General features: G+C 69.1%; 27 protein-coding genes, 1 tRNA gene, 2 pseudogenes and 1 other annotated feature. Of the genes and pseudogenes, 11 read left to right on the top strand and 19 right to left on the bottom strand.

Translation table 11 applies throughout. The features are described from left to right. Nucleotides 1–108: 108 nt before the first annotated feature. Both AC3RKA_RS11845 and AC3RKA_RS11840 read right to left on the bottom strand, forming a co-directional pair. The gene (locus AC3RKA_RS11845) at nucleotides 109–1,413 is read right to left on the bottom strand and encodes an MFS transporter (protein ID WP_245231950.1); all 1,305 of its coding nucleotides are present in this window, start codon (nucleotides 1,411–1,413) and stop codon (nucleotides 109–111) included. 434 nt (nucleotides 1,414–1,847) lie between these two features. Next, nucleotides 1,848–2,804 carry a DMT family transporter gene (locus AC3RKA_RS11840; RefSeq protein WP_065572586.1) on the bottom strand — a complete coding sequence of 319 codons (957 nt, stop codon included), beginning with the start codon at nucleotides 2,802–2,804 and terminating at the stop codon, nucleotides 1,848–1,850. Here AC3RKA_RS11840 and AC3RKA_RS11835 point away from each other — a divergent pair. Together AC3RKA_RS11835 and AC3RKA_RS11830 are read left to right on the top strand one after the other, a co-directional pair. Then, complete coding sequence (locus AC3RKA_RS11835; protein ID WP_065572587.1) at nucleotides 2,803–4,215, top strand: aminotransferase-like domain-containing protein; 1,413 nt, start codon at nucleotides 2,803–2,805, stop codon at nucleotides 4,213–4,215. The genes AC3RKA_RS11840 and AC3RKA_RS11835 overlap by 2 nt on opposite strands. Before the next feature lie 238 nt (nucleotides 4,216–4,453). Further along, nucleotides 4,454–4,882 (top strand): hypothetical protein, encoded by a 429-nt coding sequence (locus AC3RKA_RS11830; protein WP_065572588.1) that lies wholly within the window; start codon nucleotides 4,454–4,456, stop codon nucleotides 4,880–4,882. 198 nt (nucleotides 4,883–5,080) lie between these two features. On the opposite strand, the gene AC3RKA_RS11825 is transcribed toward AC3RKA_RS11830, so the two are convergent. The 4 genes from AC3RKA_RS11825 to AC3RKA_RS11810 form a co-directional block, all read right to left on the bottom strand. Beyond that, nucleotides 5,081–6,208 (bottom strand): GNAT family N-acetyltransferase, encoded by a 1,128-nt coding sequence (locus tag AC3RKA_RS11825; RefSeq protein WP_135019346.1) that lies wholly within the window; start codon nucleotides 6,206–6,208, stop codon nucleotides 5,081–5,083. A gap of 176 nt (nucleotides 6,209–6,384) precedes the next feature. After that, nucleotides 6,385–6,834: a GNAT family acetyltransferase gene (locus tag AC3RKA_RS11820; protein ID WP_065572598.1), complete on the bottom strand. Its 450-nt coding sequence runs from the start codon at nucleotides 6,832–6,834 to the stop codon at nucleotides 6,385–6,387. Nucleotides 6,835–6,839: 5 nt separating this feature from the next. Further along, nucleotides 6,840–7,448 carry a DinB family protein gene (locus AC3RKA_RS11815; protein ID WP_065572590.1) on the bottom strand — a complete coding sequence of 203 codons (609 nt, stop codon included), beginning with the start codon at nucleotides 7,446–7,448 and terminating at the stop codon, nucleotides 6,840–6,842. Next, the gene (locus tag AC3RKA_RS11810) at nucleotides 7,445–8,377 is read right to left on the bottom strand and encodes an SGNH/GDSL hydrolase family protein (protein WP_065572591.1); all 933 of its coding nucleotides are present in this window, start codon (nucleotides 8,375–8,377) and stop codon (nucleotides 7,445–7,447) included. Before AC3RKA_RS11810 ends, AC3RKA_RS11815 begins: the two co-directional genes overlap by 4 nt. A 236-nt stretch (nucleotides 8,378–8,613) precedes the next feature. Between AC3RKA_RS11810 and AC3RKA_RS11805 the strand changes: the two genes are divergently transcribed. Together AC3RKA_RS11805 and AC3RKA_RS11800 are read left to right on the top strand one after the other, a co-directional pair. Beyond that, nucleotides 8,614–8,781: an alpha/beta fold hydrolase gene (locus AC3RKA_RS11805; protein ID WP_167755865.1), complete on the top strand. Its 168-nt coding sequence runs from the start codon at nucleotides 8,614–8,616 to the stop codon at nucleotides 8,779–8,781. A gap of 12 nt (nucleotides 8,782–8,793) precedes the next feature. After that, a pseudogene (locus AC3RKA_RS11800) lies at nucleotides 8,794–9,396 on the top strand (alpha/beta fold hydrolase); the annotation flags it as partial. 16 nt (nucleotides 9,397–9,412) lie between these two features. Here the strand turns inward: AC3RKA_RS11800 and AC3RKA_RS11795 are convergent. Together AC3RKA_RS11795 and AC3RKA_RS11790 are read right to left on the bottom strand one after the other, a co-directional pair. Then, the gene (locus AC3RKA_RS11795; RefSeq protein ID WP_065572592.1) at nucleotides 9,413–9,829 is read right to left on the bottom strand and encodes a protein-tyrosine phosphatase family protein; all 417 of its coding nucleotides are present in this window, start codon (nucleotides 9,827–9,829) and stop codon (nucleotides 9,413–9,415) included. A 49-nt stretch (nucleotides 9,830–9,878) separates the two neighbouring features. Beyond that, nucleotides 9,879–10,853, bottom strand: a complete 975-nt coding sequence (locus AC3RKA_RS11790; RefSeq protein WP_210241381.1) for a mycothiol transferase — start codon at nucleotides 10,851–10,853, stop codon at nucleotides 9,879–9,881. A gap of 188 nt (nucleotides 10,854–11,041) precedes the next feature. On the opposite strand from AC3RKA_RS11790, the gene AC3RKA_RS11785 reads away from it, so the two are divergent. The 5 genes and pseudogenes from AC3RKA_RS11785 to AC3RKA_RS11765 all read left to right on the top strand — a co-directional run bounded on the left by AC3RKA_RS11785 (nucleotide 11,042) and on the right by AC3RKA_RS11765 (nucleotide 16,464). Beyond that, on the top strand, nucleotides 11,042–11,785 hold the full coding sequence (locus tag AC3RKA_RS11785; protein WP_065572593.1) for an ABC transporter ATP-binding protein: 744 nt from the start codon (nucleotides 11,042–11,044) through the stop codon (nucleotides 11,783–11,785). Continuing rightward, a complete protein-coding gene (locus AC3RKA_RS11780; protein WP_065572594.1) occupies nucleotides 11,785–13,107 on the top strand; it encodes a hypothetical protein in 1,323 nt (440 codons plus the stop codon). The genes AC3RKA_RS11785 and AC3RKA_RS11780 overlap by 1 nt, the downstream gene beginning before the upstream one ends. A 43-nt stretch (nucleotides 13,108–13,150) precedes the next feature. After that, nucleotides 13,151–14,173 (top strand): YdcF family protein, encoded by a 1,023-nt coding sequence (locus AC3RKA_RS11775; RefSeq protein ID WP_135019348.1) that lies wholly within the window; start codon nucleotides 13,151–13,153, stop codon nucleotides 14,171–14,173. Nucleotides 14,174–14,398: 225 nt separating this feature from the next. After that, the gene (locus AC3RKA_RS11770; protein WP_065572596.1) at nucleotides 14,399–15,187 is read left to right on the top strand and encodes an SDR family oxidoreductase; all 789 of its coding nucleotides are present in this window, start codon (nucleotides 14,399–14,401) and stop codon (nucleotides 15,185–15,187) included. Nucleotides 15,188–15,287: 100 nt separating this feature from the next. After that, nucleotides 15,288–16,464, top strand: a pseudogene (locus AC3RKA_RS11765) (IS3 family transposase). Then, nucleotides 15,559–15,692: a sequence feature (AL1L pseudoknot), on the top strand. Its footprint overlaps the pseudogene before it by 134 nt. A 141-nt stretch (nucleotides 16,465–16,605) precedes the next feature. Here AC3RKA_RS11765 and AC3RKA_RS11760 read toward each other — a convergent pair. Continuing rightward, nucleotides 16,606–17,238: a LysE family translocator gene (locus tag AC3RKA_RS11760; protein WP_065572599.1), complete on the bottom strand. Its 633-nt coding sequence runs from the start codon at nucleotides 17,236–17,238 to the stop codon at nucleotides 16,606–16,608. Between the two features lie 350 nt (nucleotides 17,239–17,588). On the opposite strand from AC3RKA_RS11760, the gene AC3RKA_RS11755 reads away from it, so the two are divergent. Further along, complete coding sequence (locus AC3RKA_RS11755; RefSeq protein ID WP_081304916.1) at nucleotides 17,589–18,335, top strand: AraC family transcriptional regulator; 747 nt, start codon at nucleotides 17,589–17,591, stop codon at nucleotides 18,333–18,335. A 10-nt stretch (nucleotides 18,336–18,345) separates the two neighbouring features. Continuing rightward, the gene (locus AC3RKA_RS11750) at nucleotides 18,346–18,789 is read left to right on the top strand and encodes a hypothetical protein (protein ID WP_250162154.1); all 444 of its coding nucleotides are present in this window, start codon (nucleotides 18,346–18,348) and stop codon (nucleotides 18,787–18,789) included. Between the two features lie 129 nt (nucleotides 18,790–18,918). Here the strand turns inward: AC3RKA_RS11750 and AC3RKA_RS11745 are convergent, their stop codons facing one another. The 10 genes from AC3RKA_RS11745 to AC3RKA_RS11700 form a co-directional block, all read right to left on the bottom strand. Then, the gene (locus AC3RKA_RS11745; RefSeq protein WP_489727612.1) at nucleotides 18,919–19,692 is read right to left on the bottom strand and encodes an alpha/beta hydrolase family protein; all 774 of its coding nucleotides are present in this window, start codon (nucleotides 19,690–19,692) and stop codon (nucleotides 18,919–18,921) included. A 1,000-nt stretch (nucleotides 19,693–20,692) separates the two neighbouring features. Continuing rightward, the gene (locus tag AC3RKA_RS11740; protein WP_061873195.1) at nucleotides 20,693–21,634 is read right to left on the bottom strand and encodes a cation diffusion facilitator family transporter; all 942 of its coding nucleotides are present in this window, start codon (nucleotides 21,632–21,634) and stop codon (nucleotides 20,693–20,695) included. Between the two features lie 2 nt (nucleotides 21,635–21,636). Continuing rightward, nucleotides 21,637–22,026, bottom strand: a complete 390-nt coding sequence (locus AC3RKA_RS11735; protein WP_061867931.1) for an ArsR/SmtB family transcription factor — start codon at nucleotides 22,024–22,026, stop codon at nucleotides 21,637–21,639. Nucleotides 22,027–22,162: 136 nt separating this feature from the next. Beyond that, entirely contained in the window at nucleotides 22,163–22,753 is a 591-nt protein-coding gene (locus tag AC3RKA_RS11730; protein WP_197459321.1) for a LysR substrate-binding domain-containing protein, read from the bottom strand. A 323-nt stretch (nucleotides 22,754–23,076) separates the two neighbouring features. Next, complete coding sequence (locus AC3RKA_RS11725; RefSeq protein WP_157554209.1) at nucleotides 23,077–23,223, bottom strand: hypothetical protein; 147 nt, start codon at nucleotides 23,221–23,223, stop codon at nucleotides 23,077–23,079. A 44-nt stretch (nucleotides 23,224–23,267) separates the two neighbouring features. Then, a tRNA-Cys gene (locus AC3RKA_RS11720) sits at nucleotides 23,268–23,341 on the bottom strand. A gap of 15 nt (nucleotides 23,342–23,356) precedes the next feature. Further along, nucleotides 23,357–23,875, bottom strand: a complete 519-nt coding sequence (locus AC3RKA_RS11715; protein ID WP_061873196.1) for a carboxymuconolactone decarboxylase family protein — start codon at nucleotides 23,873–23,875, stop codon at nucleotides 23,357–23,359. 13 nt (nucleotides 23,876–23,888) lie between these two features. Beyond that, nucleotides 23,889–24,254 (bottom strand): ArsR/SmtB family transcription factor, encoded by a 366-nt coding sequence (locus AC3RKA_RS11710; RefSeq protein WP_061873197.1) that lies wholly within the window; start codon nucleotides 24,252–24,254, stop codon nucleotides 23,889–23,891. A 41-nt stretch (nucleotides 24,255–24,295) separates the two neighbouring features. After that, a complete protein-coding gene (locus tag AC3RKA_RS11705) occupies nucleotides 24,296–24,949 on the bottom strand; it encodes a DUF8185 domain-containing protein (RefSeq protein WP_223246362.1) in 654 nt (217 codons plus the stop codon). Nucleotides 24,950–25,013: 64 nt separating this feature from the next. Further along, nucleotides 25,014–25,319: a metal-sensitive transcriptional regulator gene (locus AC3RKA_RS11700; protein ID WP_006214168.1), complete on the bottom strand. Its 306-nt coding sequence runs from the start codon at nucleotides 25,317–25,319 to the stop codon at nucleotides 25,014–25,016. Between the last annotated feature and the right edge of the window lie 9 nt (nucleotides 25,320–25,328).

The following is a 25,328-nucleotide window of genomic DNA, read 5'->3' as shown; positions in this document are numbered from 1 at the left end:
CTGGTCAGCGTCCAGTCGGGTATGGGTGGCCAACCACCACGACGTGTTGGCGAGGGTTGTGGCGAGGATCAGGTCTCCCACAAACGACCGATTGTGCCCGTGGGTGGGTTACTGGGGGCGGCGCGCGAGACGGGCGATGGCGATGGCGAAGGCGAGGGAGAGCAGGGCCATCGCCTGCCACCCGGCCAGTACCCATCCCGGGCCGAAGGCCGCGCCGAGCGCGCCGCCGGCCAGCGTGGCAAGGGGCACGGAGCCGCGGGTGAGGGTGCGACGCATCGCGGTGACCCTGCCCAGGGTGCCCTCGGGGCAGGAGCGGGCGAAGATCGCGCCGCTGGTGATGTTGCCCAGCACGACCATGAACCCCCACAGGGCGGCGCCGGCCAGCAGCAGGGGTCCGGCGTGGGCGCGGTCGAAGAACGCGGCCAGGTGTAGTGCGACGGCGGCGGCGCAGCCGGCGGCGCCGGCCAGGATGCATCCCTTCTCGCCCAGGGTGTCGATGGCACGGGGGGCGAGAGCGGATACGGTCAGGGCGCCGAGGGCTCCGGCGGTGAGCTGGAAGCCGACGAACTCGGGACCGAGCTGCAGGTCGGTGAGCACCCACACGGCCTCGATGGGGGCGAACAGGGCCATGCCGATGTTGCCGGCCATGGAGTTCAGGGTGAGCAGCCACAGCACGGGGGTGCGTCGCAGGGTGGTCCACCCGTGGGCGGCCTCGCTCCAGAACCGTGACCAGCGGGTGAGGACTACAGCGGCGGCGGGAGTCTCCTCGTCCCGCGTGTCTTCAGTGACGGGGGCGGGGTTCATGCGCACTTTCAATGCGACGAGCGCGGCGGCGGCCAGGAAGGCGGCCGCGATCCCCAACACCGGCCCGGCCCCGAGAGCGGCGACGAGCAGGCCGGCTGCGGCCGGGACGATCAGGCCCAGGGCCGCGTCGGCGGACTCGAGCCTGGCGGCCAGTCGGCTGACCGTGTCCGGGGCGACCACGCGGGGCACCAGGGTGGCCTGGGTGGTCTCGGCCAGGACCGTGAGCACCCCGAGCAGGGCCATGACCGCGGCGAGGTGGGCGAAGGTGAGCGCGTCCAAGGCCCAGGCGAGCACGAGGGTGCCCAGCAGGGCCGCTTTGGCCAGGTCGGTCGCCACGAGTAGGCGGGGGCCGAGGTGTCGGTCCACGAGGATGCCGATAGGGACCGCGAGGAGCAGGAAGCCCAGCCCCGAGAGGGTCATGAGTACGCCCATCTGGGCTGCGCCGACCCCGAGGACGAGGACGGCGAGCACGTCGATGGCCACGTCGGTGGCCGAGCGGCCGCCAGCGTCGAGCGCGTTGGAGGCGACGAGCCAGCGGGCGCGCCCGAGCCTCTTCGCGGGCGCCGCGTTCTCGGGCGCGGTCGTGTCGTCGGTCAGGGGTGAGCTCACCACGGGAGTATCCCCTAGAGGTGAGGTGGATCACGTGAGGCGGGTGAGCTTGGGCGTGTCAGTTGCCGGCGGAAGGTCGAAGCAGCCTGGTTGTCGAGATCCAGTGAAGAGTTCACAGGGCACGCGGTGAACTCTTCGCAGAACAAGGCATTGAGAGGGGTCTGCGAAAAGTATCTCTTGATCGCCGGCAGTGTCACCCGGATCCCCCGTGAGCGCAGCTAGGGGGAAGTGGCGCTACGCCCGGTTCCTTGCCACTCCAGTCGGCCATGGAGCCATCAAGCGGCGGTTCGGAAGAGGGTTGTGGCCAACCGCTCGAGGCTTCGGCCAGCTTCAGACCGCTATGACGCCGTCTTGTCTGTCGAGCTGCATCGAGGGCCGCATGTGACACCCACATTCCCGCGTGCCCTTAGGCCATGCTCGCCGCGCCTTTGTGGTCAACATGAGCCGTCCTCAGGACTGGCCTGTTCGTTGGTCCGGTTCTTCGCGCGCACGGCGAGCAATGCGCACCCGATGACCACGAGACCACCGAGAAGTGTGAGCCACGTGATGTGCTCACGGAGCAGCAGTCCCGCCCAGCAGATGCTCATCACGGGCTGAGCGAGCTGCACCTGGCTGACACGTGAGATCGGACCGATGGCCAATCCGCGGTACCAGGCGAAGAACCCGAGGAACATGCTAACTACGGACAGATAGGCGAAGGCGCCCCACTCGATCAGCGTGCCCGACGGAGGGTGCTGTGAGACCGCGAGACCGGTGAGAACGGACATGACGGGGAACGAGAGGACGAGGGCCCAGGAGATCGTCTGCCACGACCCGAGCTCGCGCGAGAGGACGCCGCCTTCGGCGTATCCGATCGCGCACACGATGACGGCCGCGAACAGCAAGAGGTCGGACCAGTGGACACCGGACAATCCGCCCCCCTGCAGCGCGGCGAACACGACCGCGGCAACAGCCCCAAAAGACGCGGCACCCCAGAACGACCGACCCGGCCGCTCCTTGGTGCGGAGAACTGCCAACACGGCGGTCGCTGCAGGGAGCAGTGCGATGACCACCGCACCATGATTGGCGGGAACGACGGTGAGTGCATACGAGGTGAGCAGGGGGAATCCGACCACGGCCCCGCCTGCGACGACGGCGACCTGGACCCACTGCCGCCCGCGGGGAAGTGCTTGCCGGGTCAGGCTTAGGGCCAGGGCTGCAAGTAGTGCCGCCACGACAGAGCGGCCGGCTCCGATGAACAGCGGTGACATGTGGCCTTGCGCGACGGCGACTCGAGTGAGTGGAACAGTGAAAGAGAATGCAGTGACGCCCAGAAGGCCCCACCACAGCCCGCCAATCGAGGTCGGTAGCGGGCCAGCGAGAAGTGGAGTAGCGCTATCATCTATCTTCATGTCTCACAGTAGCAGTGATCGGATCGCTCAGGCCCTTCGCGAGTGGGTGGCCTCTGCCCCAGCCGGAACTCGTCTTCCTTCCACGCGGGAACTGGTTGCCCACCATGAGGCGAGCCCGGTGACTGTCCAGAAGGCTCTGAGGATGCTCATGGGGCAAGGGCTGATCGAGTCCCGACCGGGTGTCGGGACCTTCGTCTGCACCGCGCCCGTGGCTCGCCCGCAGGACTACGGATGGCAGACGGCCGCACTGGGATCGCCACAGCGCAGCCTGCCGCGCCCGACGGCCGCGCTGCGGGCCACGGCGAACGACATGATTACGCTGCATTCGGGCTACCCCGATCGAGACCTCCTCCCTGAACGCCTCGTGCGGGCCGCGCTGACGCGGTCAGCGCGCGGGACCAGCGCGGTGACACGGCCTCCTGTCGCCGGTCTTCCAGACCTGCAGGCGTGGTTCGCATCCGAGCTGGGGCAGCTCACCCCTCCCGGCGTCGCGGCTCCCGCGGCCGGCGACGCGGTGATCTTCCCCGGGAGTCAGAGCGGTCTTGTCACGGCCTTCCGTGCATTGGTCGGTGCTGGAGAATCACTAGTCATCGAGTCGCCCAGTTATTGGGGGGCGATCTTAGCTGCCGCGGAGGTTGGTGTCCGTCTCGTCCCGGTCCCCAGCGGCTCTCATGGGCCTGACCCCGAGGACCTCGATCGCGCATTGACGCAGACGGGAGCTCGAGCGTTCTACGCACAGCCGCATTTCGCCAACCCCACCGGCGCGCATTGGTCCCCTGAGCTGAGCGAGGCTGTGCTGGATGTCGTGAAGAGGCACGGCGTATTCCTGATCGAGGACGACTGGGCCCATGATTTCGGCATCGACGAGGACGTAGTCCCCCTTGCGGCACGCGACGAGGACGGGCACGTCGTGTATCTGCGGTCGCTGACCAAGAGCGTGTCCCCCGCCATCAGAGTGGCCGGCCTCGTTGCACGCGGACCGGCGAGAGATCGAATCCTGGCGGACTTTCAAGCCCAGTCGATGTACGTGAGTGGAGTACTGCAGGCCGCTGCCCTCGACGTGGTCCTCCAGCCATCATGGCGCTCGCACCTGCGGTCCGTGCGGAGACAACTCGCCTCTCGGCGTGACCTGCTGGTCAGTGCGGTGCGGGAGCATATCCCGTCTGCACATCTGGATGCGGCGCCCCGTGGTGGCCTCAACCTCTGGCTCCGCCTCCCCGATCACACGGACCCCCATCAGATCTCCCTGACCTGTGAGCAGCGAGGCGTGGCAGTCGCTGCCGGCGACGATTGGTTTCCCGCAGAACCTGTCGGCCCCTACATGCGGCTCAACTATGCAGGCCCGAACCCGGGGGCATTCCCCGAGGGGGCGCGAATCATCGAAGAGTGCCTCGAGCGACCTCAGGGTTAGAAATGTTGATCGGGACTGACGCTCGCCCAAAGCCGGGGCATTATGTACCCATTTCGCCTACCGGTCAATTATCAAGGATCTCTCGGGCGTATGAAACATATTTGCGCGTTTGTGAAATCCTCGCCGCATCTCGACACTGGTGCTGTCCGGGGTGGAAAGGACGTTTGACCGGGTTCCGCCCTGGCGTCGCTGGGGGTAGGAGGCCGCGGGGCGGGAGGGCTCCTCCACACTTAGCCTCATGGACGCGTGGATTGGACTCGGAGGCGTGGTGCTGGGCGCTTTGATCGCGGGAGGGGCGACGTTCCTGACGGGCAAGCTGGCGGATGATCGCGCTCGACAAGCCGAGAGGAAGGAACATGTGGCCAGGGTTGGTGCTGAGTTCCTGCGTGAGGCCGACCGTGTTGAGCAGTACCTGCTCGACTACGTCCACGAGTATGCCGCTGTGCCCGGTGACAACGAGGAATGGGGTGAAACCGCTGAGTTGGCGCGGATCGCGTGGGAGCTGCGGCTGTTCGCCCCGCGTCCTGTGAACGACGCCGCTGCGGAGCTCGTGGATGTTCTCGAGGCATGGGAATCGGGCGTTGATGGGCGTGGCCGGGACGTCCTAGAGATCCACAAGCGATTCGTGAGCGTGTTGCGCGTTTATCTGCACGGTGAGGACGACTGAGGCGGGGCCGATCGTCCCCAGCCGCTGACGTGGTCACTGTGCATCCATCCCCGAGCCACTATGAGCTTGTCTACCCGGGTATGGGTGAGCCACCACCACGACGTGTTGGCGAGGGTTGTGGCGAGGATCAGGTCTGCCACAAACGACCGAATATGCACCTCGACACTGAAGGGAGGCGAATGAGCGCCTTGCGGCTCCTCAGTCCCGGTCGCTCGAGAGCGTCGCGTAGACCAGCGTGTCCGTCCACTCGCCCTTGCTCCACCAGTCCTGCCGGTGGTGGGCCTCCCGACGCAGGCCGACGGCTTCTGCCAGCCGGGCGGACGCGGTGTTGCGGGCGTCCATCTGCGCCACCACCCGATGCAGGCCATGGACCTCGAAGCCAAGAGCCAGCATCGCCGCCGCGGCCTCCCTCGCGAAACCCTGGCCTGCGTGCCGCGGATCCAGGGCCCAGCCGATCTCCGCGACGCCCCGCTCGCGGTTCGTCAGCCACAGCATCACTTCCCCCACGGGGACACCGGCGTGCTCGACGACGAGCGACACCGCCCCGGACGGGCCGGCGAGGTCGTTCCACTCGATTCGTCTGACCAGCTTCTGCCGGGCGGTCGGCTCGTCCCACGGCTCGTCCAGCAGGTGACGCACCACCTCGGGCTGGGCATACATCTCCTGGAGCCAGCCGAGGTCGTCCTCCCGGTGCGGGCGCAGCGTGAGGCGCTCGGTGCGCATCGGCCAGTCGGGGATGTGGCCGTTCGATTCGGCTCCCACATCGCGCTTCCTCCGAGACGGGACATCGACGTCGGCGGGGACCGGCGTGGTCGTGCCGGTCTCCCAGTCCTGGCGCAGGACCGCGTACGCCACGGAGGCGAGCGGCTCGCCGCCCTCGACCGGCCAGCCGCGGCGGTAGTGCGCCTCCTTGACCCAGCCGGCCCGGCGGAAGGCGCGCAGCATGGGGATGTTGTCCTCACGGGTCTGACCTTCGAAGCGGTCGACCTCGGGCATCGTCTCGAACACATGTCGAGTGAGCGCGGCGAGGATCTGCGCGCCAAGCCCGCGCCCGCGGAACCGCTCGGCCACGCGCAGGTCGAACAGGGGGGTGGGATCGGTGAGGTCCTCCAAGCGGACCAGGCCGACGCGGCCGTGCTCGGCGTGATCGATCCAGAACGTGGTGTTGTCCTCGTCGTTCCAGGCGCCAGCGTCGATGGCGTCCTTCACGTCGTGCGCGGTCGGGTGCGGCCGCATGTGGAAGGGCCAGGCATTCTGCGTGAGCAGGGCGATGAGCGCCGCGCGATCATTTCCGGTCGGATCCGCGGGCGTGAAGGTGATGGTCATGGTGGCAGGGTAGGCGAGGGAGGGTGTCGAGATGCCGGGGAGAGTTCACACGACACGCGGTGAACTGCTCAATCGGTGGGTCGGCTCCACGGCCCTGTCGCGTTCGGCACGTGGAACGAGGTCGCGTTCGTCCACCCCGACGTCTGACCCGCGTCCGTTGCGCGGCTCCCGCGTCGTCATCCCCCGAGGCGCTTCCCGAGGCCGAGCACGGGGTCCGGCTGGTACCCGGTGGCCGCCCAGAACTCGGCGCCGTCGGCGTTCGTCGCCAGCACCTGGAGGTTGACCTTCGGGCATCCGAGGCGGGCCAGCTCCTGCTCCGCGTGGGCCACGAGGGCGGTGCCGAGGCCTCCGCGCCGATGGTCAGGGTGGACGGCCAGCGAGTAGATCCAGCCGCGGTGGCCGTCGTAGCCGGCCATGACCGTGCCGACGACCTCCTCGTCCGACACAGCGAGCCAGAATAGGCCGTCGCCCCAGTCCAGCTTGCGGCGGATGCTCGGTCGCGGCGCCCGCTGCGGCCGCGTGGGGTCGCCGTACTCGGGCAGGGTGCGTTCCCACAGAGCGACGACGGCGTCCGTGTCCCCCGGCGTCACGGCGCGGATCTCGGGGACGGAGAGACCGGCGGTCACCGCGTTCACTCGCCGGTCTGGCCGTCGATCTGCTCGCGCAGCAGGTCGGCATGACCGTTGTGGCGGGCGTACTCCTCGACCATGTGCGTGAGGATCCAGCGCAGGCTCACGTGGTCGCGGCCGCCGTGGGCGGAGTGGGTGACGTCCAGGGCGGCGGGGCCGTCGCCGAGCAGGCGCTCGAGGATGGCGTCCGAGCGCTCCACGGACTCGCGCCACAGCGCGCGGAGGTCCTCGGGGGAGTCCTCGGCGGCGGAGTTCCAGTCCCAGTCCCGGTCGGCGTCCCAGTCCACGTCCGCCCACGGGTGAGGCCACGGCTGGCCGTGCGCCACCGTGACGAACCAGTGCGCTTCCACGTAGGCCAGGTGCTTGAGCATCCCGCCGAGCGTCATCGGCGAGGGGTGCCCGTCCAGGCGACGGCGCAGGCCCTCCGCGTCCAGCCCGTCCGTGCGCCACGCGAAGGTGGCGCGCTGGAAGTCGAGGAAGCCGCGGAGGGTCGCGGTCTCGTCGCCGGCCTGGGGCGGCTCGGGGCGGCCTTGCTCGCCGAGGACGGGCGCGGCGTCGTCGGGGGTCGGGGCGGAGTCCTGCGGGGCGGTGCTGTCCGGGGTGGCGGTCATGGCGCCATGGTGGCACGCAGCCGCTCCCAGAGCAGCGCGTGGCCGGCCGCGTCGGGATGGACGCCGTCCGTGAAGCGCTCCGGGCGGCCCTCGAGCACGGGCCACAGGTCGACGACGTCGCGGTGCGTCTGCGCGCCCCAGGCCACCAGGCGCTCGCGGAGGTCGGCGGCGTCGGCGAGCCGCACGCCCATGCCGAAGTCAGCGTCCGCGGCGGGGGCGTCCAGCCAGAGCGGGATGAGGACGACGGGCCGTCGCCCGGCCGCCTCGAGTCGGGTGCACAGCGCGTCCATGGCGGCCACGACGTCGGCGGGCCGGGCGGGCCCCTCGACTGCGCGCAGGTCGTTGATGCCCGCGCCGACGACCACGGTGTCCGCGCGGCGCAGGGCGGTCTCGGCGTCGGCGTGCCGGTCCAGCTCCCGCAGGGTCAGCCCGGGGACGGCGAGGTTCCAGAACCGCCGCCCGTCCGCGCGGCCGTGGTGCCGGGCGAGGCGACCGGCCCAGCCGCCGTCGGGGTCGTCGCGGCCGTAGACGATCGAGTCTCCGACCACAGCGATCCGCTCGGCCGCCGTCAGGGCGTCCGAGGCCACGTAGGCCCACGCGGGGCGCGGGGTGGCGACGTCGTCGGGGTCCGTGACGAGCACGCGGCGGCGCACGCAGGCGTCCACCTCGTAGGCGTCGGCGGCGGGCTCGTCCACGTGGTTGACGAGGGAACGGCCGTAGCCCACCGGCTCGCCGTCCGCGAGGGCGAGGCAGCGGTGCACGGTGTAGTCGGTCTCGGCGGCGGCCTGGATGAGGGCGTCCTCGGGGGAGTCGTCCCACTCGGTGGTGCCGAGCAGCTCATGGTTGTACGCGCGGCCGAGGCGGCAGTAGGCCTGCCAGCGGGCGTCGTCGGCGAAGGCGGGCAGGGGGAGGTCGATGATGTCAGGCATGCGATGACTGCTTTCCGGGCAGAGGGGGATGTGCCAAGGCGCGCGCGGTGGAGCGGTGCTCGAGGGGCATCGGCGGGGAGGGGACCGGGGTCGTGGCTCGCTGTGAGCCCGACGTCATCGCAGGGTCATCATGCTGTGAACCCTGTCACAGGCGGGGTGGAGGTGGCACGGGGGGGCGATGCTCGCTGAACCGGACAGCCGCCATTGTTCGTCGGCGCGTGAGGCAGGATGCCCCCATGCAGACGTTCACGGAGACGCGGGACGGTGCCGACCTGCGTGTGATGGACGACGGCGGAGCGGGACCCGCGGTCCTCCTGCTCCACGGGCTCGCCGGTCACGCCTGGGAGTGGGAAGCCGTGGCCCGACTCCTCCGCCACCGCTTCCGCGTCGTGGCGTTCGACTAGCGGGGTCACGGGGCGAGCACCCGGCGGCCCGCCGACCTCAGCCGGGAGGCCCACGTCGCGGACGCCGTCGCGGTGGCCGAGTGGCTGGGGATCCCCGAGTTGGTGCTGGTGGGGCAGTCCAGGGGGGCGCACACGGCGATGCTCACGGCGGCGCAGCACCCCGGTCTGGTGCGACGGCTGATCCTCGTGGAGGGCGGCGTCGGAGGAGACGGCGCCCCGGCCACCGACGGGACCATCGGCTGGTTCGAGTCGTGGCCGACACCCTTCCCGTCTGGGGAGGACGCCGTGGCGTTCTTCGGGGGCGGCGCGGCCGGCGATGCATGGACGGCCGGGCTGGAGGCGACGGCGGCAGGTCTGGAGCCGCGCTTCGACGTCGATGTCCTGCGGGCGGCGCTGTCCCCCGTGCACGCGCGCCCCCGGTGGGAGGAATGGGGTGCGCTGCGCTGTCCCCTGGACCTCATCCGCGGCGAGCACGGGTTACTGCAGGACGAGGAGGTCGCGCGGATGCGGGAGCTGCAGCCGGGGTTGCGGGTGCACGTCGTGGACGGGGCCGGCCACGACGTGCACCTCGACGCCCCCGCCGCCGTGGCCGGGGTCGTGCTCGCCGGACGCTGAGGACGCCGCCCGCGCCTCAGCCCCACCGCTCCACCCAGCGGCGCTGCCACGGCGTCTCGACTGCGCGGTGGTCGTAGTGCTGCCGGACCCACCGGATCGCGGCGTCCGGTTCCAGCCCGTCGCCGCAGGCCAGCGCCGCGAGGACGGTGCCGGTGCGGCCGCGGCCGCCGCCGCAGGCGACTTCGACGCGCGCGTGCGCGCTGAGTTCCCAGGCCGTCTCGACGGCGTCGCGGGCTTGCCGGGGATCGAGGGGCAGCCCGAAGTCCGGCCATCGCACCCACGCGTGGGGCCAGGGTGGCGCGGGCCGCCGCCAGAGCGCGTAGAGCCCCCACTCCGGCTCCTGCCCGAGGGGCGCGGACCAGCGGCGTCCCCGCACGAGGCGCCCGCCGGGCAGGCAGAGGACGCCCGGCTCCTCGGGATCCCACGTGCTCATGCGCCCATCCTGCGGCTCGCCGGGGCCTGCCTGCACGGGGCCACCGCCGTCAGTGGGTGACGGTCGTCTGCTGGTACACGGTCAGGCGCGGGGCGCCGTCGACCAGCGCGTACGTGCTGGACATGAGCGCCTCGAACGGCGGCGCGTCGCCCCGCCGGGCCGTCGCGCGGTAGACGAGCGTGGCGGCGCCATCGCCGGCCGGGACCAGCCGCTCCGCGGTGATCGTGTAGGCGTCCCAGGCGGGGGCGCCGTCCAACGACGCGCGGACGGCGTCGCGGTCGAGGACGGCGCCGTTGACGAGGACCATGACGGCGTCGTCGGTCATGAGTGTCCCGTAGAAGTCGGCGCCGGTCCCGCGGCAGAGGGCGTCCCAGCCGTCGTGCTCGAGTTCGAGGAGCTGCTCCAGGTCCATGAATCGCGGGGAAGGGCGGGAGGCCGCCCCGGTCGGCGCCGGAGCGGCGGTGGACGCCGCGATCCCCTCGAGCTTCCGCACGTGCTCCGCCCAGCGCGCCGCGTCCCAGTCCGGCAGGTTGTTCCCCGGGCCGCGCAGCCCAGCCTGGCCGTCGGTCAGCTCGCGCAGGATGTCCGCGTGGCCGGCGTGACGGGCCTCGTCCAGGGCGACGTGCGCGAGGACCTGGGCCAGGGTGACCGTCGCCTTCTCCGGCGGCCACCAGGGGACGCGCCCCTCGGCGTCGGCGTCGAGGGCCCCGATGGTCGCGTCGGCGTGGGCGAAGCAGGCCCGCGCGTACGCCAGCACGTCCTCCGGGGATTCGTCCGCTGCGGCGTAGAGGTCGGCGTTCGGGTCGTCCTCGCTCATGCCGGAGGGCAGGTCCGAGGGGCGGCCGAACACCTCGCCGAAGTAGCCCAGCTCGACGGCGGCGGCGTGCTTGAGCAGGCCCAGCAGGTTGGTCCCGGTGGGCGTGCGGGGGCGGCGCAGCTCGTGCTCGGGGAGGCCGTCGAGCTTGGCTAGCAGGGCCTCCCGCTGGCGGCGCAGACCCTCGTGGAGGATCGTCTTGTGGTCCATGCTGCGAGTCTGCGGGCGGGCTCGGGGGCCCGCAAGCCGCACGGTCCCGCGATCCGGCGCGGACCGCCCACTCATCCCCGAGGGCCACCCGGGGCCAGGCCGGATCCGACCCCGGTCGCAGGCCGCGGCGCCCAGGTCCATCCCGCGGGCCGTCGTCGTCGGCCGCGGACCCGCGGAGAGTGGAGGGCATGAACGACGCACCCCTCACCCCGCCCGTCCTCACGGCCCGGGGGCTCACCAAGTCCTACGGCCCCACGCGCGCCCTGGCCGGCGTGGACCTGGCCATCCGCCCCGGTGAGTCCGTCGCCGTGATGGGTCCCTCCGGGTCCGGCAAGACCACGCTGCTGCACGTGCTCTCCGGGATCATCGTCCCCGACGCCGGGCAGGTCACCCTGGCCGGCGCCGACGGCACCCGACATGAGCTCACCGGCCTCAACGAGGAGCATCGGGCGCGGCTGCGCCGTGAGCGACTGGGCTTCGTGTTCCAGGAGGGCCTGCTGCTGCCCGAGCTGACCGCGCGGGAGAACGTGGCCATGCCGTTGATGCTCAATGGCGCCCACCGCAAGGCGGCGGAGCAGACTGCCGCCCGGTGGCTCGAGTCGCTGGGACTGGCCGGCATGGGAGACCGCCGTCCGGGGGAGCTCTCCGGCGGTCAGCGCCAGCGTGTGGCGATCGCCCGTGCCCAGGCCGTGGAGCCCGACGTCGTGTTCGCGGACGAGCCCACCGGTGCCCTGGACTCGGACACCTCCGACGCGGTGCTGGCCAGCCTGATCTCCTCCACCGTTTCCCGCGGGCGGACCCTGGTGGTGGTCACCCATGACCCGTCCGTGGCGGCCGCGTGCTCCCGCCTTGTCCGGGTCCGGGACGGGCGGATCGAGTCCGACACCGCCCAGCGGCCGGCGCAGCCGGCCTCCGAGGGGACGGTGCGCTGATGAACCTGTCCGTGATCGGCCTGTTCGTCCGCCGTCTCTTCCGGGAGCGCACCATCTGGGTGCTGCCGGTGACCGCCTTCGCCGTGGCCTCCGCGCTCACCCTCGCCGTGGCCGGCGGCGTGCACTTCTTCTGGACCATCCCGGGGGAGATGGGCGCGTTCTACAAGGTCCTCTCCAGCATCGCCCTGGCCTTGCTCGTGCTCCCGCTGGCCTCCCTGGCCGGGGCCGCCGCCCGGCTGCTGGCCCGCCGCCGGGACGAGCGGCTCTCCTCCCTGCGCCTGATCGGCGCCTCGACCGCCACCCTGACCGGTCTGGCCGTGGTGGAGGCCACGGTGCTCGCCGCCGTCGGGGCGCTGGCCGGCGTCGCTGGGTGGGCGGTGCTGATGCCCCTGATCGGGCTGCTGCCGTTCGCCGGCGGACGGATCGGCGTGCCAGCCCAGTGGATCGGAGTGCCCGGTGTGCTGGCCGTGCTCGCCGGCCTGACCCTGGTCGCCGCCGTGTCCTCGCTCACCGGGCTGCGCCGGATCGCGATCACCCCGCTGGGGGTGCGCACCCGGCAGCGCGCGCAGGCCGTCCACTGGGTGCGGCTGCTCGTGTTCGGGGCCCTGGTGGTCGGCGGGCAGCTGATGATCGCCGCTGCGCGTGGCTCCGCGGACATGGGCATCGCGATCGCCGTGGTCCTGGTAGCCCTGGCCGTGCCGCTGCTGGCCCTGCATCTGCTCGGGCCCTGGGTGCTCAGCCTCGGTGCGAAGCTCCGGCTGCGCCGGGCCCGCACACCAGAGGCGCTCGTGGCCGCCCGCACCGTCCTGGACGCCCCACGGCAGGCGTGGCAGCAGGTCGGGGCGCTGTCCGTGACCACCTATGTGGGCGTGATGGCCGGTGCTGGGCTGAGCCTGGCCACCCAGGGCGAGGCAACCGTCTCCGGGCCGGAGGAGCTGATCCTCATGCAGGACCTGCGCACCGGGGTGCTGGTGACCGTGCTGATCTCCTTCGTGCTGGCCGCCTGCTCCGTGGCCCTGAACCAGTCGGCCCAGGTCGTGGACCGGGCCGAGCTGCACCGCGGGCTGTCCTACGCGGGCATGCCGGTGCAGCGTATCCACGCGATGCGCCGCACCAGCGTGATGCTCGCCCTGGGCACCGTCATGGTCGTCAGTGTCGGCGCCGCGATGATCACCGGGGCTCCGCTGATCAGTGCCAGCGTGCTCTTCGCCCCCCTGAGCCTGCTCGTGGTGGTCGGCACCCTGGTGGCAGGAGTGCTGCTCGTGCGCGCCGGAGTGGACGTCACCGCACCGGCCCTGCGCCGCTCCGTGGCCACCGCATGACCGGCGCCCTGCTGGCCCTGCGGCCGGGCAGGACGGTGGCCGGATGATCAGTGCACTCCTCGCCACCGCCTGCATCTGGGCGGCCCGCCGCATGTGGGCAGAGGAGCCTCGGCGGCTGCGCATCGCCGCGCTGACCCTGGTGGGGGCGTGGTTCGGGTTCTGGGCGCTGCTGGAGATCAGTGCGTACCTCGGCGTGCCGGCCGCCCTCGTCTTGCCACTGGGCGCCCTGCTGCTGCCCTTCTCGGTGGTGGCGTTGGCCGTGATCCTGATCCGCAACGGGATGCACATGCTGACCCGGGAGGGCCGGTCGCTGGGCAACTCCCTATCCCTGCTGGCCGGCCTGGCCCTGATCATCGCGCCGGTGGCCGCCGTCGTCCTGGTAGCGACCGCCCACCCCGTCGGCGTCGGGGCGGCGGTGCTGATCTTTCTCGGCGCGACGGTGCTGGGTTCGCAGTTCCTGGTGTTCTACGTGTTCGCCCGGCTCTATGAGCACCGTGCGCCGCGGCCGGACCCGGCCGGGATCGTCGTCCTCGGCTCCGGCCTGATCGACGGGCGCGTGCCGCCGTTGCTGGCCAGTCGCCTGGACCGTGGCGCCGACGCCCTGACACGACGGGGCGGGCCTGAGGCGGGGTTGGTGATCGTGCCCTCCGGTGGGCAGGGTCCGGACGAGCCACGCAGTGAGGGGGAGGCCATGGGGGAGTACCTGGTCGAGCACGGCATCCCTGCGGGCGCGGTGCTGCCGGAGACCCGGGCGGCCACCACCGAGCAGAACCTGCGGTTCAGCCAAGACCTGCTGAGGGCACATCGCCCGGACCGGGACGGGCAGCTGCTCGTGGTCACCAACGGCTACCACGTGCCTCGCACGGCGCTGCTGTCCCGGAGCCTCGGGATCGACGCGGATGTGATCGGCGCCCCGACCGCGCGCTACTTCGTGCCCAGCGCCTTCATCCGCGAGTTCATGGCCGTACTGCGCATGCACCTGCAGCTGCAGATCACGTTCGCTGTCCTGGGCGTCGTGCTGGCGTCGTGCACCGGCTGGGTCGTCGCCCTCGCTCACGGAGGGTGATGTGCCCGGTCAAGGCCGAGCAGGTCTGCCTGAGGCGGACTCGAGGAACCCCTCGAGACCGCCTGCTTTCGCCCAGCGACCGCTGCCCGGAGCCCTCCGCGCGCCTGCGTCCCGCGTCAGCCGAGCCGGTCCTGGCTGACGATCAGTCACGGGCCTCACGAGAGGCCTCACACCTCACGTTGAGGTGGGGTGACGGCGTATGGCTCGCTCGGTAGTATCCCCGCCATGACCACATTGACGGGACGGACAGCCCTGATCACCGGCGTCAGCCGCCGCAAGGGCATCGGCTTCGCCGTCGCCCGGCGCCTCGCCCGTGCCGGGGCGAGCCTGCGCCTGGTCCACCACACCCCGCACGACGCCGGTCAACCCTGGGGCGCCGACGACGTCGAGACCGTGATGGCTGAGCTGCGTGCCGAGCTCGTGGACGGTGCGACGCTGGAGCACACCGACGCCGATTTCGCCGACCCGGATGAGCCCGCCCGCGTCATCAACTGGGCTGGGCCGTCCGTTGAGATCCTGGTGGCCAATCACGCCCGGTCCGGCGGGGACGGCACCCTGGCCGAGATGACCCCGCAGACCCTCGAGCAGCACTGGCGCATCGATGCCCAGTCCGTGCTGCTGCTCACCCAGCACTTCGCCAACCGGTTCGAGGGTGAGGACGGGCGGGTGATCTGGCTGACCTCGGGTCAGGCCAGGGGGCCGATGCGCGGCGAGGTCGCCTACGCCGGTGCGAAGGCGATGCTCGCCGGCCTGGTGCCCACGGTGGCCGATGAGCTGATCGATGCCGGCATCCGGCTCAACGCCGTGAACCCGGGCCCAGTGAACACGGGATACCTGGACCCGGAGACCACGGACCGACCCGACCGCCTGGATGAGATCAAGGCGGCGTTCCCGCTGGGCCGGTTCGGAGAGCCGGACGACCCGGCCCGGCTGATCGAGTTCCTGGTCACCCAGGCCGGTGGATGGATCGTGGGGCAGGTCATCGACTCCGAGGGCGGGTTCCGCCGGGGGTGATCAGCTGCAGGACCTCACCGGTCCAGCGACGTCGCAGCCACCGGTCGTGGGATGAAGCGCCCTGGGTTTCGTTCCGATCCCAACGAAGGAGAATCGGAACATGCCCAAGAAGTTCAGCCCCGAGCTGCGTGAGCGCGCGATCAGGATGGTCCTGGAACGCCAAGCCACGCAGGGAGGGCCCCGTTCCATTCCATCCGCGCGGTAGCCCCGCAGCTCGATGTCAGCGACGAGACCTTGCGGATGTGGTGCCAGCGCCACGGCCCCGAAGTAGCCCCGGCATCGGCCTCACAGACCCCTGCGGAGGAGATCCGCAGGATCAAACGCGAGCTGGCCGAGGCCCGCCGGGCCAACGAGATCCTCAAGGCGGCGTCGGCTTTTTTCGCAGCGGAGCTCGACCGCCCCACGACGAGATGATCGTGTTCATCGACGAACACCGTGATCAGTTCGGGGTCGAGGCCATCTGCCATTTGCTCAGCACGACGGAATGTGGGTTCATCACCTCCCGCGGCTACCGCGCCGCGAAGACACGACCGGCCTCCGCGCGGGCCCTGCGAGACGTCCTGCTGCTCGAAGAGGTCAAGCGAATCCATGCCGAGAACTGCAGCGTCTACGGCGTCAGGAAGATGCACCACGCGATGCGCCGCGCCGGGTGGGAGATCGGCCGTGACCAGATCTCCCGACTGATGAAGCTCGCCGGCATGGAAGGGGTTCGGCGCGGCCACAAGCCGATCACGACCCGCCCTGCAGGTGAGCCGGATGCTCGTCCTGACCTCGTCGAGCGCCGCTTCGCCGCGGAAGGCCCGCACCGGCTCTGAGTCGCTGACATCACCTACGTGCGGATCCTGGCCGGGTTCTGCTATGTCGCGTTCATCACCGACGTCTTCTCCCGGCGCATCGTGGGATGGGCGGTCTCGGGCAGCCTTCATACCGCGGGGCCGCCGTTGCTCGCCCTCGTGAGCACGGGAGCCAGCCGTGGCCGGCAGGGCCTGGTGCACCACAGCGATAGGGGTTCTCAGTACGTCTCTCTGGCCTGCTCGGACGCGCTCATCACCGCGGGGGTGAGCGCCTCGGTGGGCACCGTGGGCGACTTCTACGTCAACGCCCTGGCCGAGACCGTGAACGGGCTCTTCAAGGCCGGGCTCATCCACGCCAAGCGGGTGTGGGAGTCCGTCGAGGCGGTCGAGATGGCCACCATGGGGTGGGTGCACTGGTGGAACACCGCCCGCCTCCACGAGGCCCTGGGCTACCACACGCCGGCGGAGGTCGAGGCGGCCTAGACTCACGACCAGGACCCAGTGCCCGTTGCGTCCTGACCTCGGAACGAAACCCAGGGCGCTTCACCTGCACAGACCCAGAAGGTCGCTGGCCCATCGACTCGCGTGGAGCCGAGTGACCGGCGACTTCAGCTGGGCGCGGTTCTAGGCAGTGAGGCTGCGCACCGCGTCCACCCCGATCACCAGCGCGAGCGCCAGGTAGACCGCCGCGGCGATGTAGTTGAAGACCATCTGCGCGCCGGGGCGTTCGGTGAAGCGACTGCTCAGGGCGCTGGCGGCCACGCCGATCGCACCGTAGAGGAGGACTTCGGTGGAGACGTTCACGGCGCCGAGCATGAGCAGCTGGGCGGTGGTGTTAGAGGCCTCACCGATGAATCGGGGCAGCACGGCCAGGAAGAACAGGATCAGCTTCGGGTTAGTCAGGCTCACCAGCAGGCCCCGCAGGTACCAGCGCTGGGACGGCGCCTCGGCAGGGGTGGCTGCGGTGGTCCGGGCATGACGGGCGGTGCTGATGGCCAGCCAGAGTAGGTAGGCGCAGCCGAGTAGCTTCACGAACGCCAGGGCCCCGGGGTAGGCCGCGGCCAGGGCGCCGAGGCCGAAGGCGACGGCGCCGGCGTAGGCGGCCATGCCGGTGCCGATGCCCAGGATCGCTCGGATCGCGGCCGCGCGACCGCCCTGGAGCCCGACGGCGAGCATGTAGGTCATGTCCGGGCCCGGGGGTGCCAGGAAGACGAGGATGACCCCGATGAAGGCGGGCAGGACGGTGAAATCGAGCATGACTGGGCGGCGCCTTATAGTCGTGGGAGGGCTCGGGCCGGGCCAGCCTAGCCGGTTCCACCGACACCCCAAGGTGCCCGTGATCCTTCACCCCGCCGCGAACTGCGGTCCGATGCCGCAGGACGAGCACCCCACCGGTCAAGCTCCAGGGCCCCGATGCGGGTATGCATCATATTCGCGCGTTTGTGCAATCTTCGCTGCATCTCGACACTTCAGGCGCCGAGGCTGTCGAGATGCGATGAAGATGGCACAGGCCACGCCTGCAGGATCGCTCTTTCCGGATTGCCGCTACTCCGTGTGCAGGGCGAGTGATTAGCAACGGAGACGGCTGGGTGCCCTAGGTTGATGCCATGGCTCAGGTGTGGCGTCGTCCAGCAAGCGGTCTCGCCCTCGCCTATGCCGTCGGGCCCGTGGCGCCAGGTGGGCATGTCAATGTCCCCGACGGCCGATGCGGCCTCGTCTGGGCAGACTCCACAGTGTGGTGGCTTGGCCCGGCGACGCGTCCCTGGATTCCTGACCGAGCGCTCGACACCGTCATCGGGATCCGCTTCAGCTATGTGACCGGACACGGGTTCGCCGGGACCTCGCTGGGCCCGTGGCGCGACATGCGAGTTGAGCTCAGCGAGTTGCAGAGCCACGCAGCACAAGCCGCCGAGCTGAAGCTCACGCTGGCCGCATGCACCTCACCTGCTCGACAGGCAGCAGTCCTCTTGGGGTACGCATCCGCACATGCCACCTCTGCCGACAATGCAGCAGTCCAGATGCTGGAGGCGGCACGGAGGGGAGATTCGGTGTCGGCAGTCGCCGCTCGACTCGGCCTCTCGACGCGTCAGGTGCATCGTCGGTCCCAGGATGTCTTCGGCATGCCACTGTCCACTCTGCGCAGGATCATCCGACTTCACCGAACCAGCGCGGCGCGGGGAAGGGGGGCCACAGCGACCCTGGCTTCGTTGGCGGCGGAAAGTGGGTTCAGCGACCAGGCGCATCTGGCACGGGAGTGCCGCGCGCTCACATTGGCCCCGCCTTCCCGTGCCCTCATCCCTGGAGGTGTCGCAGTGTCTGATTCGTTCAAGCCGGCCCCTCGGCCCACCTTCTAGTGTCCCGGGTATGCAGACGTGGGAAGAGATCATCGAAGCCATCCAGGCGGCACTTGCTGGGCGTAGTGCCGAAGCGCGAGAGGCCCTGCAAGCATGCTGGGGCCGCTCGGACCCTCGTGACGCCGCGCAACGTTGCGTGATCGCCCACTACTTGGCCGACCAGCAAGACGATCTCCACGATGAGATCGCGTGGGACGAGCGAGCACTGGCGGCATTCGCTGACGTCGCTGAGGACGCACTTGTCCCTGTGGGGGTGCCGTCCACGGCCGGATTTGCTGTCAGTCTGCACCTGAACCTCGGAGACGGCTACCTCCGCGCTGGCGAGCTGGCCAAGGCGCGCGTCCAGGTGCAGGAAGCTCAATCAGCAGTTCACCTGCTCCCCGCCGAGGGCTACGGGGCGATGGTCCGCGGAGGCGTGGAACGACTCGCCATCCGCGTCGAGGCCGCTTCCTGAGCGAGACGAGCCACTGTTCTCACCATCAGACCTTGAGGTTTGTTGCCGAGATGCGCCGAAGTGTGCACGAGAGTGTCATCTCGCAAGCTGCAGTACGGCTTCGGTTACTACCACTCGCACGGGCTCGTCTCACCGGTCACGCGTAGCGAGCCCATGCCCTAGGTCGAACTGCGTATCTGCCGCTTCCAAGATCTGCGCCCATTCCCCGTGCGTTGGGTGGTGACCCATCCCGGCGACCTCGAACCGTGCGCTGCCTGGGGCGGCGCAGGCGAGTCTGCGCCCCTGATCAGGTGGTGTCATGGTGTCTTCTGTTCCGACCACGACCAGCAGCGGATGGATCAGCCGATCCGCGTGATTCAGCGGGGAAGAGTCCTGCCACTGCCGTGGCTGCAGGGTCTTTTCCAGATACCGACGGGCCCCGCCGAAAGCCGTGTCCCGCGCGAAGGAGCGCAGTTCAGCTGGGGCGCTGACCAGCACTACGCCGTCGAGGGCCCCGGCAGGCTGATCCGCTGCGGCCAGGGCTGCCATCAGCCCTCCCATGGAAAACCCCACCAGCACGATGCCTGACACGTCCGGCTGCCAGCGCATCCAGGCCAGGACTCGTGAGATGTCAAGGGAGGCGCTGAGCCCGTAGTCGTCGACGCCGGTGGAACCGTGCCAGCCGCGCAGGGAGATGCTCACCGCGTGCCATCCACGATCGAGCACCTGGCGTGCGACCGGGGCCATGGTCGAAGCATCCTCACCCCACCCGTGCAGCAACAGGATTGCTGGCGCCTGCCGGTCACACCACCAGGCGTACCCGCCCAGCTGCACGTCCTCGAACTCCAACAACACCGGGACCGCGCCGGGAAGACGGGGCAGCACCGTGGTGCCGGTTGGGTGTGGGGTCAGCGGGCTCTCCATGAACCCATGGCAGTCCCGTGGTGCGCGCACGTCAAGATCCCCAGTGGAGTGCTCGGGTGGCGAGCAGGGCGTGGTCTATGGCCCGACGACACCGACTGTGTCAAGATCTCAGGCCCCCAGACCGGTATGCAGCATACCCGCGCGTTTGTGCAATCTTCGCTGCATCTCGACACACAGATCCACGGGAACCTCGAGGTAGGCCCGCCAGATCCAGGCCAGCGAGCCGCCCCTGATCCACGCCCCAGAGACCCCCTCTGGGCCTGGATCAGGGGCGGCTCCGTTCGGGGGATGAGCAGCAGTGGCGAGGCGATGTGCATGGGCCACACGGCGGCGGGAAGTTGTAGAGATGCAGCGAAGATTTCACACGACACGCGGTGAACCCTTCTCGGAGCAAAACCTTCAGCGGGGTCTGTGAAATGTACCCCTCGGCCGCCGAGAGAGTCATCAACGCCCAGGGTCAGTACATCTAGCCGACCACCCTGACCGCTGCGTCGCGGACATGTCCCAGGCGCGCGCCTGACAGTGCGCTCATGCCGGGAAGGCGATTCTGAGGCCGTGCCACCTGCCGCTCGACTTCCGCCTCAGGCACCGGGTGCAGAGGAGTCACCTCTCGTGGTCGACGGCGGGCTATCAGTCGGGGATGCTCTCGCGTGCAGCCTTGCGAATCTGTGCTGAAGCGTGCTGCGAGGCAAAGGTCAGCAGTTGAGAAACAGCTGGCGGGCGTGAAGCAGGAACTGGTGACAGCTGATCGTTAGTGCCGGGAGGCTGAGGATGAGTCGTTGGCGGCCGTGCATCCGGTGAGCAGGAAAGCACCGACCACGACGGTGATTGCAGCGGTTTTCGTTCCGCCGTACTTCGGGAATGGCCTGAAGTTTTTCATGGGATTCCTTCCCGTGTCTGCCCGTGGTGCCAATTGGCCTTACTACCCCATAGGGGTAGTGCCTACCTGCGTGACGCGGAAGCGCCCCCGCCCGGAACGAGCCCGGGAGGGGCACTGCGTTCAGTCGTGCTTGCTGATTTCCGGTTCATGTTCGGCAATGTGCTCGGTCTCGATCTGGAAGGTCGAGTGATGGATGGAGACCTCGAAGTGTCCTGCGACGCAATCTTTGATCTCGTGGAGCGTCTGCGCGGCACGACCGTCGGTGAAACACTCGTCCTCGACGACGACGTGGGCGGTCAGGATCGGCAGGCCGGTCGCCACAGTGGAGGCGTGCAGGTCATGGACATCTTTGACATGGTCAAGTTCGAGGATGTGCGAACGCACCTTGTCGAGGTCGAGGCCCTTGGGAGTGAACTCCATAAGGACGCCGGTGGTCTCGCGCATGAGCTTGAACGCGCGAGGCACGATCAATGTGGCGATAAGCAGTCCGGCGATGGCATCGGCCTGCATGAACCCGGTCGTGGCGATGACGATCGCCGCGATGATCACTCCGAGCGACCCGAGGGCATCATTGAGAACTTCGAGGAACGCGGCACGCATGTTGAAGTTCGAACCGCGGCTGGAGGCGAGGATGGTGATGGCGATGATGTTCGCGACCAGGCCGATGATGCCGAATATCAGCAGTTCGCTTGCGGGCACCTCCGGCGGCTCGAACAGTCGCCGGATGCCTTCGATGGCGGCGTAGGTGCCCACCGCCAGCAGCAGTGCCGACTGTCCGAGGGCTGCGATCACTTCGATACGCCGGAACCCCCAGGTGCGCTTGGAGTTGGCGGGCTTGAGCATCAGCGTCGCGGCGATCAGTGCGACCAGCAGCCCGGAGGCATCGGTAATGGCATGGGCGGTGTCGGTCAGCAGTGCGAGGCTGCCGGTGATGATCGAGCCGATGGCCTGGGCGACGACGATCGTCGCGGTGATCGAGAATGCGATCCAGAGTTTCTTGCGGAAATCTCCGGGGTGACCGGTCTCGCTGGCGGCGGGGCCGTGATTGTGTCCTGCGCCCATGACTACTTCTTGTCCGTATCTGTCGCGTGGTGGGTATGTGGGAGTCGCAGGTGCGTGCAGAGCAGGGTCTGCGTGCCGGTGGCATCGAGGAGGCGTTCGGCAGCGGCGATGAGGGTACGCAGGAGCTCGGACTGTGCCAGCGAGTACCAGGTGGAGCGCCCTTCCGGGCGCATCGTCGCCAGGCCGCACTCGACGAGGAAGCCGACATGCTTGCTCACCGTGGACTGGGCCAGGCCCATGTGCTCGACCAGGTCCCGGACCCGGTGCTCCCCGGAGGCGAGGTGCTGCACGATCGCTAACCTCGTCGGCTCCGCAAATGCCTGGAACAGGTGGGCGTACGCTACTGTCGCCACTTCGTCGAGGGTTGCCCCCTCCTCTTGAATCATCGTCATAGGGCGATCATATCGCGCTAGAGCGATATTGTCGAGTGTGATCTGTTGCTCCGACACGGAATGAAGCTCAGGGGTCCCGTCGCACCCGAGGATGGGCTACCTGGGGGATGGTCGGTCGCATAGCTGCAGTGGGGAGCTACGTCAGCTGACCATCGGCCCCGGTGGAGAGCAGGCGGGGTGGGGAGCCGATGTCGATGAGTCGGGTGAAGTAGTCCTGTGCGCAGGTGGCGAAGACCCCTACCTGCGGGTGGCTCCTCCTCTGCCCTGGCCAGGTCAGCGCCACGGTCACCCGTGGGGCATCCTCGATGGGCAGATAGACCACCTCCGGCGCGCGGTGATTGTGCGTTGTCGCCTCTGCAGTGATGCCGATGGCGTCGCCGACAGCGATGCGGGTTAACCACTCGTCCGTGTTCGCCACCGAGATCGTGCGCGGCATGCGAGCAGTCGTACTCCACAGCTCCCCGGTGGCCGTCGGAGCGGTCGCCCAGACCGCCACCGGCCCGTCAGCGAGATCGGCTAGGGTCACCGACTCCTGCCGGGCACGCGAGTCGGTACTCGTCACCGATGCAACCAGGCGTTCGGTGAACAGCGGTAACCGCTCCAAACCCGGACCAATGGCACGTTTGGGTGAAGAAGAGCGGATGAGTGCGGCATCGATCGCCCCCGTCGCGCAGGGCCCAGATCGGGTCCGTCGGGCGACTGTATTCGATGAGCTCAGCGTGCCCACGCTTCCATTCCTGGAACAGAGGCAAGGTGTGACGGCCAAAGCCGGCCCAGGCGCAACGGCACCAGGATGCGCAGTGAGGCCGTGGTGCGATCTTCCAGGTGAAAAGGTAGGTTTGAATCCGGTTCCGAGAAGGGCACATGGGCCTGGGTCCGACGATCAGACTCTGTTGTGAGCCGCGGCCCGCCCTCGCCCTCGCAACGTTCAAGTGAGTAGATCCTGGAACGGCCGAACTTCAGACGGATGCCGTAGCCGCCGTTGGGTCCGTCAGGCAGAAACTCTGCCCCCAATTCTTCGAGGGCGGCCCGCACACGCTCCTGCTTCTTCTACGACAAGTCGTGTCGCCCCTTCTCGAAGTCGCGCAACTCTTCCTTGGTCACGTTGGCTTCACGGGCGATATATTGGGCGCTCACCTTCACGAGGATGCGCGCGACGCGTGTCATGTCACCGTTGAAGATGTGCTGGCTCTCCATCACTCGCCTCCAACGACGTGTGTCCTATTGGGCTCAGCGGGAAGTGGAGGTGCCTACGGGATTCGAACCCGTGTAAACGGTTTTGCAGACCGCTGCCTATCCTCTCGGCCAAGGCACCAAGTCGCCGGCGAAGTCAGTCGCCCGGCGTGAGGCCAGCAACCAGGTTGAAGGCGCCGGTGAGAATGTTCAGCGACACGACCCCGACGACATCAGAGATCTCACGGTCGCTGTACCCGTATCCCCGAAGCTCGTCAATCTGCTCGTCGGTGATCGACGTAGGCTCACGGTAGATCTGGAGGCCGAGCGCGATCATCGCCGCGACCGGGCCGGTCATCGCCGTACCCTGCTGGGCGAGTGCGATCTCGTCATCGCTGACCCCGAGCGATCGTGCCGCGCTGATGTGCGAGGCCAGGCACATTCCGCATCCCTGCTTCGACTGCACGGCGATCGAAACGAGCTCGCTGACCTTACGGTCGAGCTTGGCGCGACGCATGGCTTTGCTCAGCTGCAGATAGCCGCCGAGCACCGCCGGGGAGTGCGCCATCGTCGAGACCATGTCTCCGACCTGGCCGTGCCGCTCGACGAGATCGCCGAGCAAGTCTCGTGAGGCCCCCACTGCGGTCTCAGGGGTCAATCGGGAAAAACGGGGCATGATGCCTCCTCTGTCAGTTCGGTCGCGAGTTCGAGGTGGGAGAACCCGCACGAGTGCGTTCCTGCTGCTGATGTTCGGCATGGAAGATCGCAGCCTCAGCCAGCGCCCCGGCATGCACACCGTTCAATAGGTAGAAGTCGCCGGACTCGCGTCGCTGCCGACTCACGATCCCGGCCGACTCCAGGCGGTGAAGCTCGTGGGAGGTCTGGTCGACGGGAAGGTCGACGATGTCCGCCAGATGATTGGCAGAGACCTCGATGTCGCGAATGGCGAGGATCATCTTCACACTCACCGGATTCGCCAGCAACGCGAAGACTCCGACCGCCGCATTCAGATGCGGTGTGTCATACGTGGCGTGCACGTGCTCAACCTTCTTCATAGTCATCAATACTACCCCATACCCCTATAGGGTATCAAGGGTTATTCAATCGATGTGACGGACTCGGAAACGCGTGGCCGGGTGCGGCGGATCGGGGTGAGGCCAGAGGCGACGGGTCCGCGCAGGAGCACGTGTCCAGTCGGGAGGGTCAACCGCGTCCAACGGCCGGCGGTTGAGATCGTGGCCCCGTTTCCTCGGCTGAGGAACCCGAAGACGTAGGCGGCGAACGCAACGCCTTGTGGCAGCGATGCGAGTGCCGTGTCCGGGGTGCCCCAGACCGTGCCCCGGATCTTGCGGACGACATCGTCGCCGGGTTTGTCGGGAAGTGCTTGGGCGACGGCCTCGATGCCGGCACGGGCGCTGCGCATCAGCGTCAGGCTGGTCACATCGGCAATAAGTCTCCACCCGTGTTGCGGGGGTTCGACGCTGGTCCAGGCGGGTGCCAGCGCGGTCTCCGGCAGCGCCAGGGTCAGGGGGTCGGCGGTCGCGGTCAGGGTGTCGACGGTGACGTCGCACTGCAGCTCGGGGTCGGAGCGGAGCGTGCGAAGGACGAGGATCGTAGGAGTGCGGTCGAGCGGGCCACGGGGCGTTAGCGCGGCTGCGGCCTGCAAGCGCACGCCATGGGCACCGGCCTGCGCGGCCCGCTGAGCGAAGGTGAGCGCGTCGCGGGCGGGCGGCGCGTCGGCGAGGATCAAGCGCGCTGGCATCCTGAGGGTTTGTGCCCGCCGTGTCCTGGAACGCGGTGGTCAGGGTCCGGGTTCAGGAGCGAACGAGCCGGTTGATGGCGTCGGTGGCTTCCTGGATCTTCTCGACGGCCGCCTCGTCGCTGAGCTTGGCGGCATCAAGCACGCAGTGCTTGAGATGGTCGTCGAGCAGACCAGTCGCGACCCCCTGGAGGGCACGGGTCAGGGCGGAGACCTGGGTGAGGATGTCGATGCAGTACTTCTCCTCATCGATCATCTTCGCGATCCCACGCGCCTGTCCTTCGATGCGCTTCATGCGGCCGAGATAGCGCTCCTTGTCGCTGATGTAGCCGTGCTGGTGGGAATCGGTATCGACAGACATGGGCATGTC

This window comes from Micrococcus sp. iso_229 (assembly GCF_058072725.1).
This window is presented reverse-complemented; position numbering and strand designations above follow the sequence as displayed.